The sequence below is a fragment of the Halomicronema hongdechloris C2206 genome (genome assembly GCF_002075285.3).
Taxonomy (GTDB): domain Bacteria; phylum Cyanobacteriota; class Cyanobacteriia; order Phormidesmidales; family Phormidesmidaceae; genus Halomicronema_B; species Halomicronema_B hongdechloris.
Genome location: NZ_CP021983.2, coordinates 1687469 through 1707107, shown reverse-complemented (window position 1 = coordinate 1707107; position 19639 = coordinate 1687469). Strand labels below are relative to the sequence as shown.

The 19639-nt window shown below is 54.6% G+C and carries 12 protein-coding genes, 3 tRNA genes and 3 rRNA genes; 9 read left to right on the top strand and 9 right to left on the bottom strand.

The features are described from left to right. Positions 1-21 precede the first annotated feature (21 nt). From rrf to psbD, 6 genes are all read right to left on the bottom strand, one after another. Positions 22-138 (bottom strand): 5S ribosomal RNA (gene rrf, locus XM38_RS07705). Between the two features lie 73 nt (positions 139-211). After that, positions 212-3091 (bottom strand): 23S ribosomal RNA (locus tag XM38_RS07700). A gap of 131 nt (positions 3092-3222) precedes the next feature. Next, positions 3223-3298: transfer RNA gene (locus tag XM38_RS07695), tRNA-Ala, on the bottom strand. Positions 3299-3370: 72 nt separating this feature from the next. Next, positions 3371-3444, bottom strand: a tRNA-Ile gene (locus XM38_RS07690). Between the two features lie 107 nt (positions 3445-3551). Then, positions 3552-5042, bottom strand: a 16S ribosomal RNA gene (locus XM38_RS07685). Together the 16S, 23S and 5S rRNA genes with 2 tRNA genes alongside form the textbook arrangement of a ribosomal RNA operon. Positions 5043-5604: 562 nt before the next feature. Beyond that, positions 5605-6663 carry a photosystem II D2 protein (photosystem q(a) protein) gene (psbD, locus tag XM38_RS07680; RefSeq protein ID WP_080808099.1) on the bottom strand — a complete coding sequence of 353 codons (1059 nt, stop codon included), beginning with the start codon at positions 6661-6663 and terminating at the stop codon, positions 5605-5607. A gap of 343 nt (positions 6664-7006) precedes the next feature. On the opposite strand from psbD, the gene XM38_RS07675 reads away from it, so the two are divergent. From XM38_RS07675 to XM38_RS07655, 5 genes are all read left to right on the top strand, one after another. After that, entirely contained in the window at positions 7007-7282 is a 276-nt protein-coding gene (locus XM38_RS07675; RefSeq protein ID WP_080808101.1) for a hypothetical protein, read from the top strand. A gap of 8 nt (positions 7283-7290) precedes the next feature. Next, on the top strand, positions 7291-7950 hold the full coding sequence (locus XM38_RS07670) for an energy-coupling factor ABC transporter ATP-binding protein (protein ID WP_080808103.1): 660 nt from the start codon (positions 7291-7293) through the stop codon (positions 7948-7950). A gap of 169 nt (positions 7951-8119) precedes the next feature. Continuing rightward, positions 8120-8668 carry an NYN domain-containing protein gene (locus XM38_RS07665; protein ID WP_080808106.1) on the top strand — a complete coding sequence of 183 codons (549 nt, stop codon included), beginning with the start codon at positions 8120-8122 and terminating at the stop codon, positions 8666-8668. A 123-nt stretch (positions 8669-8791) separates the two neighbouring features. Further along, positions 8792-8863: transfer RNA gene (locus XM38_RS07660), tRNA-Asn, on the top strand. A 319-nt stretch (positions 8864-9182) separates the two neighbouring features. Next, positions 9183-9911 carry a response regulator transcription factor gene (locus XM38_RS07655; protein WP_080808109.1) on the top strand — a complete coding sequence of 243 codons (729 nt, stop codon included), beginning with the start codon at positions 9183-9185 and terminating at the stop codon, positions 9909-9911. A gap of 78 nt (positions 9912-9989) precedes the next feature. Here the strand turns inward: XM38_RS07655 and chlP are convergent, their stop codons facing one another. Next, positions 9990-11225: a geranylgeranyl reductase gene (chlP, locus tag XM38_RS07650; protein ID WP_080808112.1), complete on the bottom strand. Its 1236-nt coding sequence runs from the start codon at positions 11223-11225 to the stop codon at positions 9990-9992. Between the two features lie 265 nt (positions 11226-11490). Here chlP and XM38_RS07645 point away from each other — a divergent pair, with 265 nt between their 5' ends. Continuing rightward, entirely contained in the window at positions 11491-12645 is a 1155-nt protein-coding gene (locus XM38_RS07645) for a DNA double-strand break repair nuclease NurA (RefSeq protein ID WP_080808115.1), read from the top strand. 115 nt (positions 12646-12760) lie between these two features. On the opposite strand, the gene XM38_RS07640 is transcribed toward XM38_RS07645, so the two are convergent. Then, on the bottom strand, positions 12761-13660 hold the full coding sequence (locus XM38_RS07640) for a CDF family zinc efflux transporter Cdf31 (protein WP_080808119.1): 900 nt from the start codon (positions 13658-13660) through the stop codon (positions 12761-12763). Between the two features lie 96 nt (positions 13661-13756). Further along, entirely contained in the window at positions 13757-14911 is a 1155-nt protein-coding gene (locus XM38_RS07635; RefSeq protein WP_088429441.1) for an ATP-dependent 6-phosphofructokinase, read from the bottom strand. A 533-nt stretch (positions 14912-15444) separates the two neighbouring features. On the opposite strand from XM38_RS07635, the gene fbp reads away from it, so the two are divergent. The 3 genes from fbp to opcA all read left to right on the top strand — a co-directional run bounded on the left by fbp (position 15445) and on the right by opcA (position 19629). Continuing rightward, a complete protein-coding gene (fbp, locus tag XM38_RS07630) occupies positions 15445-16512 on the top strand; it encodes a class 1 fructose-bisphosphatase (RefSeq protein WP_080808124.1) in 1068 nt (355 codons plus the stop codon). 156 nt (positions 16513-16668) lie between these two features. After that, positions 16669-18198 (top strand): glucose-6-phosphate dehydrogenase, encoded by a 1530-nt coding sequence (gene zwf / locus XM38_RS07625; RefSeq protein WP_088429439.1) that lies wholly within the window; start codon positions 16669-16671, stop codon positions 18196-18198. A 102-nt stretch (positions 18199-18300) separates the two neighbouring features. Beyond that, positions 18301-19629 carry a glucose-6-phosphate dehydrogenase assembly protein OpcA gene (opcA, locus tag XM38_RS07620; RefSeq protein ID WP_080808133.1) on the top strand — a complete coding sequence of 443 codons (1329 nt, stop codon included), beginning with the start codon at positions 18301-18303 and terminating at the stop codon, positions 19627-19629. Positions 19630-19639 lie beyond the last annotated feature (10 nt).

Here is a 19639-nt window from a genome sequence, read left to right as displayed (position 1 = left end):
AGGTAGAGGGCTTAAATAAGTACCTGGCACCGAGCTATTTTGACAAGGGGCGACCCCCTCACTATCTTCGCCGCTGCTGCGTTTCACCACCGAGTTCGGGATGGGTCGGCGTGGGTCCACAGCGCCATAGGCACCAGGAAAGCGGTTGGGCTGAGAGCCCTGAGGACTGCATAGTGACGAGCAATTAATAGTCATCTAGACTTCGAGAAGTTAGGTCAAGCCCTCGGACTATTAGTACGCCTCAGCTTCATACATTGCTGCACGTCCACTTAGCGCCTATCAACGGGTCATCTTCCCGTGTCCTTACTGGGTTACCCCCATGGCAGCACTCATCTTGGGGTGGGCTTCCCACTTAGATGCTTTCAGCGGTTATCCGCTCCACACTTAGCTACCCTGCGTTTACCGTTGGCACGATAACAGGTACACCAGCGGTGTGTTCCTCCCGGTCCTCTCGTACTAAGGAGGACTCCCCTCAATGCTCCTACGCCTGCACCGGATATGGACCGAACTGTCTCACGACGTTCTGAACCCAGCTCACGTACCGCTTTAATGGGCGAACAGCCCAACCCTTGGGACGTACTACCGCCCCAGGTTGCGATGAGCCGACATCGAGGTGCCAAACCTCCCCGTCGATGTGAACTCTTGGGGGAGATCAGCCTGTTATCCCTAGAGTAACTTTTATCCGTTGAGCGACGGCCCTTCCACTCAGAACCGTCGGATCACTAAGGCCGACTTTCGTCCCTGCTCGACTTGTCAGTCTCGCAGTCAAGCTCCCTTATGCCTTTACACTCGGTGGCTGATTTCCAACCAGCCTGAGGGAACCTTTGCGCGCCTCCGTTACCTTTTTGGAGGCGACCGCCCCAGTCAAACTGCCCACCTGATACTCTCCCCTGCCCGGATCACGGGTCAAGGTTAGAATTCTAGCCTCACAAGAGTGGTATCTCACCAGTGACTCCCCACCCCCCACAAGGAATGGTTCTCAGTCTCCCACCTATCCTGCGCATGCAAGGCCCGAACCCAATACCAAGCTACAGTAAAGCTTCATAGGGTCTTTCTGTCCGGGTGCAGGTAGTCCGTATCTTCACAGACACTCCTATTTCGCCGAGCCTCTCTCTGAGACAGCGCCCAGATCGTTACGCCTTTCGTGCGGGTCGGAACTTACCCGACAAGGAATTTCGCTACCTTAGGACCGTTATAGTTACGGCCGCCGTTCACCGGGGCTTCGGTCGCTAGCGTCATCCGAAGACTGACCAACTTCCTTAACCTTCCGGCACTGGGCAGGCGTCAGCCCCCATACTTCGTCTTTCGACTTCGCGGAGACCTGTGTTTTTGGTAAACAGTCGCCTGGGCCTCTTCACTGCGACCACCTCTCGGTGGCACCCCTTCTCCCGAAGTTACGGGGCCATTTTGCCGAGTTCCTTAGAGAGAGTTACCTCGCGCCCCTGGGTATACTCTACCTCCCCACCTGTGTCGGTTTCGGGTACGGGTAACGTTAGATTATCGTGGGTAGGGCTTTTCTTGGAAGCATGACATCCACCACTTCCCCGCCGTAGCAGGTCGGACTCGTGACTCAGCTCAGGGCGTTTTCACCGCCCCTCAACACCTCATACACTTACACCGGTAACCAACCTCCGGATGGCTTAGCCTTCTCCGTCCCCCTGCACAATCTAACGCCAGTACGGGAATATTAACCCGTTGTCCATCGACTACGCCTCTCGGCCTCGCCTTAGGTCCCGACTAACCCTCCGCGGACGAACCTTCCGGAGGAACCCTTGGGGTTTCGGGGCATGGGATTCTCACCCATGTTTTCGCTACTCAAGCCGACATTCTCACTTCCGTCTCGTCCACACCTGCTCTCGCTAGTGCTTCTAACTGTCACGGAACGCTCCCCTACCACTTACTTACGTAAGTCCACAGCTTCGGTAGAACGCTTAGTCCCATTCATTTTCGGCGCAGGAGCGCTTGACCAGTGAGCTATTACGCACTCTTTCAAGGATGGCTGCTTCTAGGCAAACCTCCTGGTTGTCTCTGCACTCCCACCTCCTTTGCCACTTAGCGTCCATTTCGGGACCTTAGCTGGTGGTCTGGGCTGTTTCCCTCTTGACGATGAAGCTTATCCCCCACCGTCTCACTGGCTGGCTATTCACTGGGTATTCTGAGTTTGACTCGATTTGGTACCGCTCTCGCAGCCCGCACCGAATCAGTGCTTTACCCCCCAGCTATAACACCAACCGCTGCGCCTCAACACATTTCGGGGAGAACCAGCTAGCTCCGGGTTCGATTGGCATTTCACCCCTAACCACACCTCATCCGCCACCTTTTCAACGGTGGTCGGTTCGGACCTCCACGTGGTGTTACCCAAGCTTCATCCTGGACATGGTTAGATCACCCGGGTTCGGGTCTATAAACACTGACACTTCGCCCTTATCAGACTCGGTTTCCCTGTGGCTTCGGGTATCTCCCCTTAACCTGCCAGTGCCTATAAGTCGCCGGCTCATTCTTCAACAGGCACGCCATTATCCGTTGAATCGGACTCTGACTGCTTGTAGGCTCATGGTTTCATGTTCTGTTTCACTCCCCTCCCGGGGTTCTTTTCACCTTTCCCTCACGGTACTGGTCCGCTATCGGTCACACAGGAGTATTTAGCCTTACGAGGTGGTCCTCGCTGATTCACACGGGATTCCACGTGCCCCGTGCTACTCGGGATCCAGCTAGTATCCTTAAGCTGTCGACTACAGGACTTTCACCTTCTCTGGTGCAGTATTCAGCTGCTTCGTCTAGCCGCTAGATTCCATCTCGCTGTCCCACGACCCCAGCGGTTAATACCGCTGGTTTAGGCTGCTCCCCTTTCGCTCGCCGCTACTGAGGGAATCGCGTTTGCTTTCTCTTCCTCCAGCTACTTAGATGTTTCAGTTCGCCGGGTTCGCTCGAGCCACCCTATGGATTCAGATGGCCGTACGTAGGGTTGCCCCATTCGGAAACCTCCGGATCAATGCTCGCTTCCAGCTCCCCGGAGCGTATCGTCGGTAACCACGTCCTTCTTCGCCTCTGTGTGCCTAGGTATCCACCATGAGCCCGTTGTAGCTTGACCGCTCGGCTTCTCGCGGTCTGTTATGACTACCTTTCGCTCGATTCACTATGCAGTTGTCAAGGTTCTCGCTGAAGGTAGACCTCAGCAGCTGATTTACTCCTCAGTAACCTCAGTGCTGTTGTCTCTTGCCGTGGTGGAGGTAAGCGGACTCGAACCGCTGACATCCTGCTTGCAAAGCAGGCGCTCTACCAGCTGAGCTATACCCCCACATACCGAAAGATGAAGGATGAAATCAGAAGGATGAAGGATTTTCTGCCTTCTGCCTTCTGCCTTCCAGAGTGGGCCATCCTGGACTCGAACCAGGGACCTCACCCTTATCAGGGGTGCGCTCTAACCACCTGAGCTAATAGCCCCTATCCCCTCGACTTAGTTTGAGAAGAATATCAGCCCCGACCGACCTCGAGATGACCACCCACTAACGCTTGCTCAAACCAGCAGCTAGTGAGGGTAGGTCTCCCTTAAAGGAGGTGATCCAGCCACACCTTCCGGTACGGCTACCTTGTTACGACTTCACCCCAGTCATCAGCCCTGCCTTCGACGTCCTCCTCCCCGAAAGGTTGGAGTAACGGCTTCGGGCGTGGCCAACTCCCATGGTGTGACGGGCGGTGTGTACAAGGCCCGGGAACGTATTCACCGCAGTATGCTGACCTGCGATTACTAGCGATTCCTCCTTCATGCAGGCGAGTTGCAGCCTGCAATCTGAACTGTGCCTCGGTTTATGGGATTAGCTCACCCTCGCAGGCTCGCTGCCCTCTGTCCGAAGCATTGTAGTACGTGTGTAGCCCAGAACGTAAGGGGCATGATGACTTGACGTCATCCCCACCTTCCTCCGAGTTGTCCCCGGCAGTCTCCCCAGAGTGCCCAACTCAATGATGGCAACTAAGGACGAGGGTTGCGCTCGTTGCGGGACTTAACCCAACATCTCACGACACGAGCTGACGACAGCCATGCACCACCTGTCTCCGCGCTCCCGAAGGCACCCCCTCCTTTCAGAAGGGTTCGCGGGATGTCAAGCCCTGGTAAGGTTCTTCGCGTTGCATCGAATTAAACCACATACTCCACCGCTTGTGCGGGCCCCCGTCAATTCCTTTGAGTTTCACACTTGCGTGCGTACTCCCCAGGCGGGATACTTAACGCGTTTGCTTCGGTACTGACCGGGTCGATACGGCCAACACCTAGTATCCATCGTTTACAGCTAGGACTACAGGGGTATCTAATCCCTTTCGCTCCCCTAGCTTTCGTCCCTCAGCGTCAGTAACGGCCCAGTAGAGCGCCTTCGCCACTGGTGTTCTTCCCAATATCTACGCATTTCACCGCTACACTGGGAATTCCCTCTACCCCTGCCGCTCTCTAGCTACTCAGTTTCCACCGCCGACTCAGGGTTAAGCCCTGAACTTTGACAGCAGACTTGACTAGCCGCCTACGGACGCTTTACGCCCAATAATTCCGGATAACGCTTGCCTCCTCCGTCTTACCGCGGCTGCTGGCACGGAGTTAGCCGAGGCTTATTCCTCAGGTACCGTCAGTCCTTCTTCCCTGAGAAAAGCGGTTTACAACCCTAGGGCCGTCCTCCCGCACGCGGCGTTGCTCCGTCAGGGTTGCCCCCATTGCGGAAAATTCCCCACTGCTGCCTCCCGTAGGAGTCTGGGCCGTGTCTCAGTCCCAGTGTGGCTGATCATCCTCTCAGACCAGCTACGGATCGTCGCCTTGGTACGCCATTACCGCACCAACTAGCTAATCCGACGCGAGCTCACCCTCAGGCAGAATTCACTCTTTCACCTCTCGGCATATGGGGTATTAGCATCAGTTTCCCAATGTTATCCCCCTCCTAAGGACAGATCCTCACGCGTTACTCACCCGTCCGCCACTAGCTCCGAAGAGCCCGTTCGACTTGCATGTGTTAAGCACGCCGCCAGCGTTCATCCTGAGCCAGGATCAAACTCTCCATTGTGGTGGTTATCGCTTGATAACCGGCTCTTTCTCTATCCGTCTTTGCTCACACCGCAGCCTATGCTACAATGCCAGCAATTTAATTCATTGACGAGGCTGACTTCCTCTCAAACTATTTCACTGTCGAGGTCCTTACCTCGGGAGGCATCGCCGCAGCGCCTACCTCCCTCAGCGCTTTATCACTATAGCGACACCTTTCCCCTTTAGTCAACTCCTCAATTAATTGAAATTTCTTCGAACTCTCAAAGCACTTCTATGCAGAGGTTTCACCTCTCCTTGGTTGCCCTTACAGGTACCCTATAATTCCCTTCAGCCTTAAAAATTGCTCCTAGATATAGGGGGCAAATAGATATAGGGGGCAAATAGATATAGATATAGTGCCTTCGTGGAGACGAAGCTGGATAAGCTTGATGAAGACCACTCAGAACTGGTGAGGTCTCTGCACTATCTATCTCTTATCGATTATCTACATCAGAGTCAAAAAACCGCGGTGAGTAACTAAGGTTACTCACCGCGCTAAATGTACGGTCATACGACCGGTGACAATCGGATGTCAGTCTCCCTTAAAGAGCATTACCACGAGGCAGTACCTCTTCTGGGAATACAAACTTCTGATGGGGTTGGTCAGTGGGCGCCATCCAAGCCCGGATGCCTTCGTTCAGCAGAATATTCTTGGTGTAGAACGTCTCGAACTCAGGGTCTTCGGCAGCTCGTATCTCCTGCGACACAAAGTCATAGGCCCGCAGGTTTACCGCTAACCCCACGACACCGACTGAGGCCATCCACAAACCAGTCACTGGCACAAACAACATGAAGAAGTGCAGCCAGCGCTTGTTGGAGAAGGCAATCCCGAAAATCTGAGACCAGAATCGGTTTGCCGTCACCATTGAGTAGGTCTCTTCCGCTTGGGTCGGCTCAAAGGCACGGAACGTGTTGGCGTTCTCCCCATCCTTGAACAGGGTGTTCTCGACGGTGGCACCGTGAATGGCACACAACAGGGCGCCGCCTAACACTCCAGCCACCCCCATCATGTGGAACGGGTTCAAGGTCCAGTTATGGAACCCTTGGAAGAACAGCAGAAAGCGGAAAATGGCTGCCACGCCAAAGCTGGGGGCGAAGAACCAGCTGGATTGCCCCAGCGGGTACATTAAAAAGACCGAGACAAATACCGCAATCGGGGCGGAGAAGGCAATGGCGTTGTAGGGCCGCAGGCCCACTAGACGAGCAACCTCAAACTGACGCAGCATGAAGCCGATGAGACCAAAAGCGCCATGCAGGGCCGTGAAGGTCCATAGACCACCGATCTGACACCAGCGCACAAAGTCGCCTTGGGCCTCAGGTCCCCACAGCAGCAGCAGCGAATGCCCCATGCTGTCGGGGGGGGTGGAGATGGCTACGGTCAAAAAGTTACAGCCTTCCAGGTAACTGGAGGCTAACCCGTGGGTATACCACGAGGTGACGAAGGTGGTACCGGTCAGCCAGCCCCCAATCGCCAGGTAGGCGCAGGGGAACAGCAGTAGGCCAGACCAACCGATAAACACAAAGCGATCGCGCTTCAGCCAGTCATCGAGAACGTCGAACCATCCTCGCTGAGCTTGCGCGCGTCCCATTGCTATGGTCATACGCTCACTCCAGAATTAAATATCTACTACGGAAAATAAAGCCGCCGCTGAAGCTTCGTGACTGAACTACAGCTCACCACTACAGCTCACCAAGCGGGAGCATACTAAGTCACGAATTATGAGCGGTATTTACTATTCTTTACGGTATTGACCATTATAGAGAGAGTCCTCAGAATCTTCTAGAGATCTGTCAAAAATACACCTTCAAGCTTGAGTGTTTATGCCTACAAGGCGATGGAGTCGGCAAGATTCTCTGTCATTTGAGATACTAAAGGAGCTTAGCGGGGCTTTGCCGTTAAGCGATTGTCAATCATCTAACCATTAATGCTGAGTGCGGTAATCTATGTTCACAATTGAGTTGACGTTGAAGCATACTCCTCTGCCAATATCCGTGCAGAAAAAGACTCAAGAGGATGCAGAAGCGACCTATGGGAAGTTATCTGAGGCTTTACGCACGGGGAACCCGGTGCTATTCGAGTTGACCTGTGACCAGCAACCCCATAAGAAGTTGACTGTTCTGATCAGTGAGTTGGCAGCTGTGCAGATGTTTGAGAAGACTAGTACGGCAACGGCTTCAGGAAGACCGCCTGGCTTCTTTGCTCTCACCTCAGAACAGTAGGGGAGTCTGTGTCGGCGATTGTCTTGAAAGACCTGTGTTTTGCGTGGCCCTCTGGAAATCCTGTCCTGAGGCAATGTTCTCTGTCGGTGCAACCGGGTGAGTTTTGCATGCTGCTGGGGACCAATGGCAGTGGCAAGTCGACATTGCTGCGCATCTTGGCTGGTTTGCTGGCGCCCCAAGCGGGAACATTTCAGGTGCAGGCTCCGGTGGGCTTCGTATTTCAAAATCCTGATCATCAATTGGTGATGCCGACGGTGGGGGCCGATGTTGCCTTTGGCTTGGTAGCCGAGCGCTTGCCACCTACGGACATTCGACGGCGAGTTGATGCAGCCTTAGCGGCTGTTAATTTGACTTATCTGAAACGACGCCCTATCTATGCCCTCAGTGGTGGTCAAAAGCAACGGGTGGCGATTGCCGGTGCGATCGCACGTCATTGCAACATTTTGCTGCTAGATGAACCCACGGCCCTGCTGGACCCTGACAGCCAGATCGACCTAGTGATCCAGGTTCGGCATCTTGTCAAACAGAACGGAATTACAGCTCTCTGGGTTACCCATCGCTTGGGAGAACTTGACTACTGCGATCGGGCATTCCTATTAGAGGCAGGACAAGTCACAGATCAGGGGCAGCCTAGCCGTTTGAAGGAAAAACTGAAGGCCCAGCCGTAGCCTTGATCACAGCACTGTCGATTCATTTTCCTCAATATTTTAGTTAAATTGTGCTCCAGTAGACCGAGCCGTAAGTCGCCTAGGGCCCTGGTTCCTGACTCTCGGAGCTAACAGCACCATCCGTCAGCCTGGCGCGGGCATTGCTCCCATACCGTCTCACCTATGTTCTATGGCTCCTTCTAGTTTTTCGGCACAAGTCCTGATAGATGGATATAACATCATCGGAGCCTGGTCTAGGCTGGCAGCAATTCGCGATCAAGATGGACTAGAGGCTGCCCGTGATCAACTCATCGAAGCCCTAACCAACTACAGTGCCTTTAATAACTTCGGCACTTTTATTATTTTTGATGCCTATCGGCAAACCGCACCAGGCACCCGAAACGTGATTACTCAGCACCTGAGTGTCCAATACACTGATTTCGGGCAAACGGCGGATAGCTATATCGAAAAGCAGTGCGCCCAATTCTATAAAGCAACCCTATCCCCATCACCGCGCCTAATCGTAGCCACCTCTGACCGAGCCCAGCAACTCACCGTACTGGGCTATGGGGCCGAATGGATGTCGGCCCAACAACTTTCTGCCGCCGTAGCCCTGAGCACACAGCATATTAAGCAGCACCAAAAACACACTCGGAAATATGCCCGAGGCTGGCTGATGAATAACCTAGATCCAGGGGCCAGAGAGCGGTTGATGCGGATGCGTCACGGCGTTGAGTAATGGCTAGCTATCCGGTTACGCCAGCGAGCAGGGCAGTCATAGACCTTGGCAATGACCATTACCATCAAAGCACAAGTGATGCTTGCCAAAGTGTTCCGATTATCGTTACTATAGGTTCCGCGATCCTCAGTAGCTCAGCGGTAGAGCGGTCGGCTGTTAACCGATTGGTCGCAGGTTCGAATCCTGCCTGGGGAGTTACGGAGTCCTGAAAAATCATGAGGTTGCCGCGGTAAGGGCTGCCTTCAGCTTGATTTTGCCTTGGCTATGCAGGACAGACTGAGCCAAGCACCTCGTCGTGTGATTCAACCTCTCCGACAAGGTAGTCGGGGATACCGTTGTCAAGAATGGGCTGACTTCCTGAGCAGCTGACTTTAAAGCTTTGCCCCAAAAGTAGGAGAATTTAGGCTCTGAGTTTATAATCTATGAGGGAAACTTTGAATACCTATATAGATCTTTATAGGATCGCTAGGTTAGTTCATCTAACTCAACAACATAGACGTAACTGCTCTTCATGATGTCTCGCATACTCGTCATTGATGATGACCCTGCAATCTCGGAGCTAGTTGCAGTTAACTTAGAGATGGCTGGGTATGATGTCAGCCAGGCAAGTGATGGGGTCAAGGGTCAAGCCTTGGCCGTTCAACTATTGCCTGATCTGATCATGCTGGATTTGATGCTGCCGAAGGTAGACGGATTAACAGTCTGTCAGCGATTACGGCGTGATGGCCGCACAGCAGATATCCCCATTTTGATGCTAACGGCTCTAGGACAAACTCAAGACAAAGTGGATGGTTTCAATGCCGGAGCCGATGATTATCTAACGAAGCCGTTCGAGCTGGAGGAAATGCTAGCTCGGGTCCGGGCCCTGCTGCGTCGCACTGACCGTATTCCCCAGGCGGCCAAACACAGTGAGATCCTCAATTATGGTCCCCTAACGTTGATTCCTGAGCGGTTTGAAGCGATTTGGTTTGATCACACTGTCAAGCTGACCCATTTAGAATTTGAGCTACTGCACTGCCTACTGCAGCGCCATGGTCAAACCGTATCTCCCAGCGAGATCCTTAGAGAAGTCTGGGGCTACGATCCGAACGACGATATCGAAACCATTCGAGTGCATGTGCGACACCTGCGCACCAAGTTGGAACCTGATCCCCGTCATCCCAAATATATCAAGACTATCTATGGAGCTGGCTATTGCTTAGAGCTGCCCACAGGTGAGAGCCAGGTGACTGCAGCCATCTAATGCTATAAAAAATGGCACTGGCCAAGGTAGGTCAGTGCCACAGGCATGGTCTTGGGTACGCAGAGAAAAGCGATAGGATTACCAGCTACGGGTGGGTGCTAAGGCATGGCCTCGCATCAAACTCCCCAGAGTTTTAGCCGTGATCTTGAGTTGCACTAGGGGATTAGAGGGCACGACTGTCTTGTATAGATAACTGTCAAAGGTCAGCTTCTGCACATCCATGTCAGAGCACATCTCGACGAAGGCTTCTCGAGCGGCGTCAGAACGATAGAAGACTGTCTGCAGTAGATCCAGCACTTTGTAGGTCATACCATAGGCCCGATCCCAGCGCTTGATATAGACCTTTAAATCGGCTTCGGTGGGAATCCGTTGCCCATGCTTGGATAATTCCACAATGGTCTCGGCACACATGCGCGCCGATTTGGCGGCGAAGTAGATGCCTTCTCCGGAGGATTTTGTGACCGTACCGGCGGCATCTCCCACCAGGGCTACCCGACCAACTACACGGCGGGGCCTGGGATGTTCTGGAATCGGGTGGGCTTCAACTTTAATGATTTCACCACCCTCTAGGCGCTTGGCCGCCCGCGCCCGAATCCCTGCTTGCAGCCGCTTGATCTTGGCCTGGTTGACCCGCATGGTGCCAGTCCCTACGGCAACGTGATCGTATTTCGGGAATACCCAAGCGTAGAAGTCGGGAGACACATCGTTGCCGACGTACATTTCGGCCAATTCTTCGTAGTAGGCCATTTGAGCGTCGGGGAGGCGAATGCGCTCTTGAAATGCGATCGCATAGTTGTAATCCCCAGCCTTGATGGCTTTAGCCACCCGAGAATTGGCACCGTCGGCTCCGATCACCAGATCTACTTGCAAAGACTTGGTGTCGCCCACGGGCCGCCCGCCAGAGTGATCAGTATAGTGCAGGGTATAGGGGTCGCTCTCGGTCTTAGGCATCTCCAGGGTATGGACGGTGCCGTTGATTAGCTTTGCCCCTAGGGCCGCCGCCCGATCCCGCAAGAAGCCATCTAAGACCTCTCGACGACACATGCCGATATACTCATCGGCCTTAAGGGTGCTACCGATATTCACCTCAATATTGGAGGGCGAGATCATCTTCATCTTGCGCACCCGCCGATCGATAATCTCAGGGGGCAAGTCAAACTCGTCCACCATGCAGAGGGGAATGGCCCCACCACAGGGCTTGGCATTGTCTAACTTGCGCTCGAAGAGATAGGTTTCAATACCTGCTTTGGCTAGCGTCTCGGCTGCTGAGGAGCCAGCCGGACCCGATCCAACAACTGCAACCCGAAGTGACAAAGGACGTGGTCTCCCCATCGCTACAATGCTACGAAGAGCATCGTATCACGGTAGTTTGAGGTGTTTTGACCCTGGAGGAAGGATGTAACCGAAATGCAATAGTCATTAACATTCCGACACCGAGAACGGCTAGAGGTCAATCAACACCCTAGATAGCGCCTATAGATTTCTCCTACAATGACGCCAGCAAATACATTCGTTCTGGTGGCAACACCCGCTGCTAAGCCAGATCGAGCTCTAGGCCCAGTCAGGATAGAATCAGGCCATGCCAGTTAACTCATCACAGATTCGCCAGCTCTTGGCAACCAAACGGAAGGCATTTACCGACTTTGACCGCAGTACCTTTCAGGTCATCGATGCCTACCGTCGAGGCTGGAAGCGATGCTGTCAGCTCTCAGATCAGGAGTTACCCGCCGCGGTGCCCCTGGGGGCCCGTCCCCTAGAAACCAAAACGCCCCAGGTAGATGGGATGGTGCGGTCGACCTGGGGCTGGAGTAGTCGGGAGGAAAGTTTAGCCTGGGTACGCCAGGTGCTGACCGATGTTACCACCTTTGCCGTCGATGGCTCCCAGATCTTTCCCAGCAAGGATATCTCCCTACCCATTGCCTTGATCCAGATTGGTTGGTTCGAAAACCCCCACTCTCCATCGGGCCACTACGACAAAGATATTCGCCTAGAGGTAATGACACCGCAGGATCTGCAGGTGTCGAACCAGGGACAACCCGCCGATCGGCGGGTCAATATTCGTCGTTTTGAACTCGAAATCGAGCGGCTGATCGAGTACATGCAAACCTACCCTTGCCCCCAGCGCTGCCTGGTGTTCTTCGACGGAGCCTTGGTGGTCACGTTTGCGGAAGCCTTCGATGCCGATAGCCGCGATGCCTATGTAAAAGCAATGACTCGCCTATTAGCAGTCAGCGCGGAGACCCGGGTGCCCTTGGTGGGCTATGTGGATACGTCCTATGCCCGAGACCTGACCACCCTGGTGCAGCACCAGGCAGCCCTACCGGAGTGCGATGCCATCCATGATGCTCAACTGCTCAATCCTCTGATGAATTGGGGCGATCGTACTGCCCTCTACCGCTGTGACCGGGGGGGCATTTTAGACCTCTATGGGGAGCAGTGCGATCGCATCGCCTTTTGCTATCTCAAAACCACCCGCGAGGGCTACCCGGCCCGCCTGGAGATGCCCAGCTGGATCTGGGAAGACGGCCGTTTAGATGCCTTGATTGACTGGGTCCGGGCCGAAGTGGTCGTGGGCAGCGGCTATCCCTACGCCATCGAGACTGCCGATCAAACCGCCGTGCTGCAGGCCCAGGATCGGCATATCTTCTTTCGCAGTCTACAAGACTGGGCCCAACAGTCAGCCGTCAATCTGCGCTTCTCTCGCAAGATGGCCAGTAAACTGCGGCGACGCTAGGGGGAGAGTGGAGTGGGGGAGTGGGGGATGGGTTAGGGGCGTGGTTGCCGCGCCCAATGTAGAAAATCGACTCCGTTGCTCCTACGGAGCCGCGCTAGGCCACTTCATACCGGCATCAGTAACTAATGTGAGGCGATTTGTAATCGTAGGGCTCAATATGAATCGTGATGCGAGCCGGGCCGAAGACCTGGTCTAATCGGGCCTCTACCTGTTCGGTGATCTCGTGGGCCCGAGGCACATCGGTGGGCTCGACGATGAGGTGCATGTCGATAAACACCTGCCGACCTAAGAGCCCCCGAGAGGCAATGTTGTGGCAGTTAATCACCCCCGGTACCTGCATTACCTGGGCATGGATGGCCTCAGGAGCAATGGCCATCTCATCCACTAACCAGGGCAAGTTCTCCCGTAGCACCTCCCAACCGCTCTTGAGCACCAGTAGGGCTACGGGAAAGGCCAAGGCCACATCCAACCAAGCCAACCCTTGCCAGACTCCAATTAACCCGCCGATCACCGTGATTGTGATCCAGACATCGCTCATGGTGTGGTGAGCATCGGCGGTGAGGAGGTGACTCTTTAACCGTAGCCCCACCCGGCGCTCATAGAAGGCCACGACCATATTGATGGCCAGAATCCCCAGCATCACCCAGAGGGCGGTGGCATTCATGGTGACGGTAGTTTCCTCGAGGAAGAGCCGTTCCAGGGCAGATTGCAGGATCTCGAAGCAGGCTGTCCCGAGGAATGCCGCAATGGCCAGGGCCCCGACGGCCTCATACTTTTGGTGGCCATAGGGATGATCGCGGTCGGGTTTAGGGGAGGCCAGTTGGTTCGTGAGCAATCCCAGCACGTTATTGGCACTGTCGGTGATGCTATGGAGGGCATCGGCCAACAGGCTCAGGGACCCCGTCATCCAGCCGATGATCGACTTGAGCAGGACGACCAGTAGGTTGAGCCCCAGGGTGATCAGCAACACCCGTCTCACCGCACGGCGATGGTCAGTAGAGAGTCGAGTCGTCACCGTTGCTCCGGGTATCCGTGAACTACACCCTGTCTGTCCAAGCGAGGATCGATCGGGTCCCTTGCGGTAAGTCTCAGGGCTGGACGGGGCCAAGGTTTAGATATTCACTCTATCGTGCTTGGCAGTGACACTGACTGGGCTGACTCCATGGGTGAGGCAGGGGGTTGGTGGGTTGCCCAGACAAATGCCCATGGCCTGGGCGGTTTTTACCAGGGTATCGGTCGGATCCACAGCCCGATACTGGGCAATGGCGTCGGCGATGGGCACACTGACGACTTGCCGATGCTGCCAACTCACCATGTGGTCGAACCGTCCCTGGGCAATTAAATCTACGGCGGCGACTCCGAAGGCGGTGGCAATCAACCGATCTCGCGGGGAAGGAATGCCCCCGCGCTGCACATGGCCAAGCACGGTGACTCGGGTTTCTGCCCCAATGCCAGTTGCGATGGCATCGGCTAAGTATTGCCCGATCCCACCCAGGCGGCACTGTCCCAGACGATTGGTCTGGGTCACCTTCTCGCCGGTTTCCGTACACACGGCCTCAGCCACAATCACGATGGCAAAGTTGCGCCCCTGAGCCTGCAGTTGCCGTAGCTGCTCACAGACGACGTCTAGGGAATAGGGAATTTCTGGGATCAGAATAATATCGGCCCCTCCGGCGATCCCGGCACTGAGGGCAATGTGGCCGGCATCGCGCCCCATCACTTCCAGGATCATCACCCGGGAATGGCTAGCCGCCGTGAAGTGCAGGCGATCTAAGGCCTCAGTAGCAATATTGACTGCCGTATCAAAGCCCACGGCGATCTCGGTGCTGCCCAGGTCATTATCAATGGTCTTCGGAATCGCCACCAGCTTGAGATTTCCCCGTTGGGCCAGCTGCCGCAGGATGGCTAAACTGCCATCGCCACCGATGCCGATCAGCGCATCCAGCTCCAGCTGATGATAGCCCGCGATGATGTCGTCGGTGCGATCGCACAGGCGTCCATCCGCCATGGGAAAGGCAAAGGGATTCCCCTTATTCGTCGTCCCCAACACCGTCCCTCCCATGGTCAACAGCGGATAGGTATCTTGAATCGTAAACGACATGTATTCCGGGGGACGACTCATCAATCCCTGGGTGGCTCGGCAAATCCCGATCACCTCCCAGCCATAGGTGCCAATGGCCCGGTGAGTCACCGCTCGAATCGCCGCATTCAGCCCGGCACAGTCCCCCCCACTCGTCAAAATGCCAATGCGCGTTATCTCTGTCATAGCCATGCTGTCCCGAGCATCTACCCAGCACTATTGATCACCCGCATCAGTCCCCCGAGTAATCTGCCTTTTTCTTAAGATTTCCGGCTTATTCATTGGCCAGAGAACTAGGGAATCAAGAAACTGGGGAGCGAAATGGCCAGTCTACGTTTGCCATGGCGGATTAGCCCCGGGTTGCAGCTACCCTCGGCCTAGCTCACGGAGACTTCATAAAGTGTGTCTAAAGGTTCGGCGCTATTTGGGAGTCTCTTCTATACCATAGGAGCGGAGTCATCTGGTTTAGAAATCCGAAATAGCATCCATCGATTTATGCCAATCGATCTCTTTCAATAGACAGATTTCAGCTCAATCTCAGCTTGATTGACTAAAAGGATGAGTAGGTGACCCTCGATCAACTTGACCTCTAGTCTTGGCAATCGTGGCATCAACGCCGTTGCAGACATGTAGGTAGTTGCGGTCACCTGCCAACTGGCTAAGTTTCCATATAGCCTGTTCCACGCCAATGGCTATCTAAAACCCGAGAGGACCTACCTATGGTTGATACCTATCAACCCTCCGACGCTGCCCACGTGCTTGACCGGGACTGTACTACCCTCTCCCGTCATGTGCTACAGCAACTCCAGAGCTTCAGCGCTGAGGCCCAAGATCTCAGTGCCTTAATGAATCGCATCGCCTTAGCCGGCAAGTTAATTGCCAGGCGCCTGACCCGAGCCGGCTTGGTGGAAGATGCCCTGGGCTTCACCGGTCGCACCAATGTGCAGGGGGAATCGGTGAAGAAGATGGACATCTATGCCAATGATGTCTTCATTTCCGTCTTCAAGCAAAGTGGCCTCGTCTGTCGCTTAGCGTCTGAAGAAATGGAGGACCCCTACTATATTCCTGAAAACTGCCCCATCGGTCGCTATACTCTGCTTTACGACCCCATTGATGGCTCCAGCAATGTAGACATCAATCTCAACATCGGCTCTATCTTTTCCATCCGCCGACAGCAAGGAGATGATCTCGATCAAAAAGCCACGGATTTACTGCAGGACGGCCATCAACAGTTAGCTGCCGGCTATATTCTCTATGGCCCCAGTACAGTGCTGGTATACTCCATCGGCCGGGGGGTGCATTCCTTTACCCTGGATCCCAGCTTGGGCGAATTTATCCTCAGCCGAGAAAACATTCAAGTACCGGCCCACGGTGCTAACTACAGTGTCAACGAGGGTAACTTCTGGCAGTGGGATGACTCTATCCGTGACTACATCCGCTATGTACACCGCCATGATGGCTATTCGGCTCGTTACAGCGGTGCCCTGGTCGGAGACTTCCATCGCATCCTGATGCAAGGGGGCGTGTTTTTGTACCCCGGCACCCGGAAAAGACCTGAGGGCAAGTTACGCCTTCTCTACGAGACCGCTCCCTTAGCCTTTTTAATCGAACAGGCCGGTGGTCAGGCCAGTACTGGTACCCAACGATTACTCGATGTTGTGCCTTCGGAACTGCATCATCGCACGCCCTTAGTCATCGGCAGTCCCGAAGACGTTGCCCTAGTGGAATCGTTCATCCAAGAACGGCGACGTCAGGAGCAAGAATCTCTGACCGCCTCGCAGCCATAATGTCTAGTATTACGGAATCCCCCTGTCTTGCCCCCTTCCTACGCCTAAGGAGATCTCTTGAAACAAAATTACCCATTTTATGGGCTGTTACCCAAGGGCGCAGACCCTGCGCCCCTCCTCAAGGTATTTTCTTTCCCAGAATTCTCCTAACACCCTATGGTTGCCCTACTCGAAAATCCGCTTCGCGTCGGCCTGCAAAAAGAACGTATTCCCGAACCCCAAATCCTAGTGATCTTTGGGGCTTCCGGTGACCTGACCCAGCGCAAGCTGGTACCAGCCATCTACCAAATGCGGCGAGAGCGACGGTTGCCCCCAGAACTTACCATCGTCGGGGTAGCCCGCCGAGATTGGAGCCATGAGTTCTTTCGCAAACACCTGCGGCAAGGCGTGGAAGAATTTGGCGGGGGTCTGGGAAATGTCGCCCTGTGGGAGGATTTTGAAAAGGGGCTCTTTTACTGCCCCGGCAATATTGACTCCTCTGAGAGCTATCACAAACTGAAGGCTTTCCTCTCAGAACTAGATGAAAAACGGGGCACCCGAGGCAACCGAGTGTTTTATCTATCGGTAGCACCTCGATTCTTTGGGGAAGCCACCCAGCAGTTGGGGCTGGCTGGCATGTTAGGAGAACCCTCCAAGCAGCGACTGGTGATCGAAAAGCCCTTTGGCAAGGACTTGGCTACTGCCCAGTCCCTCAACCGCGTCGTGCGCCAGGTCTGTCGAGAAGAGCAGATCTATCGCATCGATCACTACCTGGGCAAAGAAACCGTCCAGAACTTGATGGTATTCCGATTTGCCAACGCCATCTTTGAACCCCTCTGGAATCGGCAGTTTGTGGACCATGTCCAAATCACCGTAGCCGAAACCGTGGGCTTAGAGGGTCGGGCTGGCTACTACGAAACCGCCGGCGCCCTGCGGGATATGGTTCAGAATCATCTGATGCAGCTCTTCTGCCTGACGGCGATGGAAGCGCCTAACTCCCTAGATGCCGACAGCATTCGCAATGAGAAAGTCAAGGTGATTCAGGCCACCCATCTAGCCAATTTAGAGGATCTCAGTCAGTCTGCTGTGCGGGGACAGTATTCTCCAGGCTGGATGAAAGGGACAGAAGTTCCTGGCTATCGAGATGAAGAGGGAGCCAGTGCCACCTCTACCGCTCACACCTTTGCTGCCATTAAACTCAGCATCGACAACTGGCGCTGGAAGGGAGTGCCCTTCTATCTCCGTACCGGCAAACGCATGCCGAAGAAGGTGACCGAGATTTCCATTCACTTTAAGGAAGTGCCGCACTTGATGTTTCAATCCGCCGCTCGCCAGATGAATCATAATGTGCTGGCTCTGCGGATTCAGCCCGACGAAGGGATTGCCATGCGATTTGAGGTCAAAACCCCTGGGACGTCCCTGCGTACTCGTTCCGTGGATATGGACTTTCGCTATGATGCTGCCTTTGGTCAGGCCAATACTGACGCCTACAGCCGTCTGTTAGTGGACTGCATGCTTGGGGATCAAACCCTCTTTACCCGTGCCGATGAAGTCGAAGCATCTTGGCGGATTTTGACGCCCTTACTACAAATTTGGGATGCTCCTGCCCAACCCGAGAGCGTTCCCATGTACGAAGCAGGTACCTGGGGACCGGTTGAGGCAGAGTTACTGTTGAATAGGGATGGCCGTCGCTGGCGGCGGCTGTAAGGTCATTCTCCCCGGGGTGTCCGTTAGCATGGGCTTACCCTTTTTTAGCTAATTACCAACCAACGCTGCTCGTTTTCCATCTCCTACCCTGCCACATCGACTATGACATCCACTTCTTTGGTTACGCTGCAAAAGCCTAAAGATATCTCGATCGATGAGATTGAAGCAGAATTACGTAATATCTGGCGCAGCCAGAGTATTGGCACATCGGCCCCCATCGCCACCCGGGCCAGTACCTTCAGTATGGTGGTCTATGAGCCCGACGAATTTCAGCAGCTGCTAGCTGCTTTGGGGTTTTACAAGGGGGCCATCGATGGCAGCCATGGTGCCCAAACCCATGACGCTATCCGTCAGGCCCAAATGGCCTATGGTCTCTGGGTCACTGGGCGGGTCGATTCCCTGACCCTGACCCGGTTGCGAGAAGAGTACGATAAACTCCCCGCCGACAAGCGCCAGATCCGCAACCCTGACCTGCGTGGCTTTACCCTGTCGGAGGCGATCGCGGCTCAAAATCCCTGCCGGGTGATTACCCTCTGCCCCACCTTGGGTAGCGATGAGGGGGTCACGGCCCAGGTATCGGCTTATTGTCCGGTACAGAAGCGCAACAGCAGCAATCTGATTTGTTGTGAGTACATCACGCTACGGGGGACGAAGGCAGCCCTGGAGCGGGTTAATGATTTGGTGGCTTCCCTGGTGATTGGGGACTTGCCCAAGTTTGTCTGGTGGAAAGCCACCCCGAACATGGAACAGCAATTGTTCCAAAAGCTAGCGGGATTAGCCAACTCTGTCATCGTGGATTCCAGCTACTTCAGCGATGCCGAATCAGAGCTGATGAAGATGCAGACTCTGGTCGAGAACGGCACCTACATCGCCGACCTCAATTGGCACCGATTAGCCCCCTGGCAAGAGTTGACAGCAGCAGCGTTTGATCCCCCGGAACGGCGAGAAGCCCTGGCTGAGGTTGACCGCATTAGCATTGACTATGAGAAGGGAAACGCTGCCCAAGCCTTGATGTTCTTGGGATGGTTTGCCGGCCGCTTGGAGTGGCAACCTCACAGTTACATCACAGAGGGCGGTGACTATGATATCCGCAAAATTTACTTTAAGGGCCTTGATGGCCGCGACATTGAAGCAGAATTAGCCGCTATCCCAGTAGCCGATTGGGGGGAAATCAGCGGTGACCTGACCGGATTACGGCTGGCATCGACTAACCTACAGGCCAATTGTTGTACCATCCTTTGCTCTGAAACGACGGGCTGTATGCGGATGGAGGCCGGTGGAGGGGCTCAGTCTTGTCAGGTAGAGCAGGTGACTGCGCTCTCTGATCAAAAAGCGGACTTCATGCTGAGTCAGCAACTGCAGCGTTGGGGTGAGGATATCTTGTACGAAGAGAGCCTGACGATGACGGCGACAATTCTAAAACTGCGCTAGTTCTCGCGGG

Bases quoted from the DNA above. Each gene is read 5' to 3' on its own strand.
- psbD (WP_080808099.1), bottom strand. From the start codon at position 6,663: ATGACCATAGCAATGGGACGCGCGCAAGCTCAGCGAGGATGGTTCGAC.
- XM38_RS07675 (WP_080808101.1), top strand. From the start codon at position 7,007: ATGTTCACAATTGAGTTGACGTTGAAGCATACTCCTCTGCCAATATCC.
- XM38_RS07665 (WP_080808106.1), top strand. From the start codon at position 8,120: ATGGCTCCTTCTAGTTTTTCGGCACAAGTCCTGATAGATGGATATAAC.
- XM38_RS07655 (WP_080808109.1), top strand. From the start codon at position 9,183: ATGTCTCGCATACTCGTCATTGATGATGACCCTGCAATCTCGGAGCTA.
- XM38_RS07645 (WP_080808115.1), top strand. From the start codon at position 11,491: ATGCCAGTTAACTCATCACAGATTCGCCAGCTCTTGGCAACCAAACGG.
- XM38_RS07635 (WP_088429441.1), bottom strand. From the start codon at position 14,911: ATGACAGAGATAACGCGCATTGGCATTTTGACGAGTGGGGGGGACTGT.
- fbp (WP_080808124.1), top strand. From the start codon at position 15,445: ATGGTTGATACCTATCAACCCTCCGACGCTGCCCACGTGCTTGACCGG.
- zwf (WP_088429439.1), top strand. From the start codon at position 16,669: ATGGTTGCCCTACTCGAAAATCCGCTTCGCGTCGGCCTGCAAAAAGAA.
- opcA (WP_080808133.1), top strand. From the start codon at position 18,301: ATGACATCCACTTCTTTGGTTACGCTGCAAAAGCCTAAAGATATCTCG.